General features: G+C 58.7%; 1 pseudogene. It reads left to right on the top strand.

Going from position 1 to position 540, the window contains the following annotated elements:
* Positions 1–244 (top strand): annotated as a pseudogene (locus G5V65_RS22060) (IS110 family transposase); the annotation flags it as partial.
* Positions 245–540 lie beyond the last annotated feature (296 nt).

Raw genomic sequence — 540 nt, 5'->3', positions numbered from 1 at the left:
TTATAAGGGCCACATATCCCGACGGGGTGATCATCACCTCCGAGGTCTCCTATACGAGGCGGCATCCGTTATTCTGACCCGCAGTTCAGCTGAAAGTGACCTGCGGGCTTGGGGGCTGAAACTGAGGGAGCGCATCGGCTTCAAGCGGGCGGCCGTTGCACTGGCAAGGAAGCTGGCGGTGACGATGCATGCGATGCTTCGAGACGGCACGCTTTTTGAACGAGCTATGAGGCCAACTGCTTGAGAACAATAGAATAGCGCTCGGACCTTGAGCGCGCCGAAGCGTCCCTGCCGGGACGAAGGTAGGGCCTTTCGTGCAGGGGGATGCACCGCTGAAACCTCAGCTGAGTGCGGATCAGACATAGGAAGGCCCAACCCGCGAACACCAATCATGCGGCGACCAACGTGTCGACCGCGAAGACGACCCTGCTCCGGCAAACGTATATCGGCACGCCTCGACGAACATCTGCGCTGAACATCAACGGCTTTCTGCGCCACCCCGAAAGAAAGGGCTTGCAAAATGTGCTGCGATTAGACGAC

It is taken from the genome of Paragemmobacter kunshanensis, from assembly GCF_011059185.1.
GTDB lineage: Bacteria > Pseudomonadota > Alphaproteobacteria > Rhodobacterales > Rhodobacteraceae > Paragemmobacter > Paragemmobacter kunshanensis.
The sequence above is the reverse complement of the archived record's forward strand: the minus strand, read 5'-3'. Positions and strand labels throughout refer to the sequence as shown.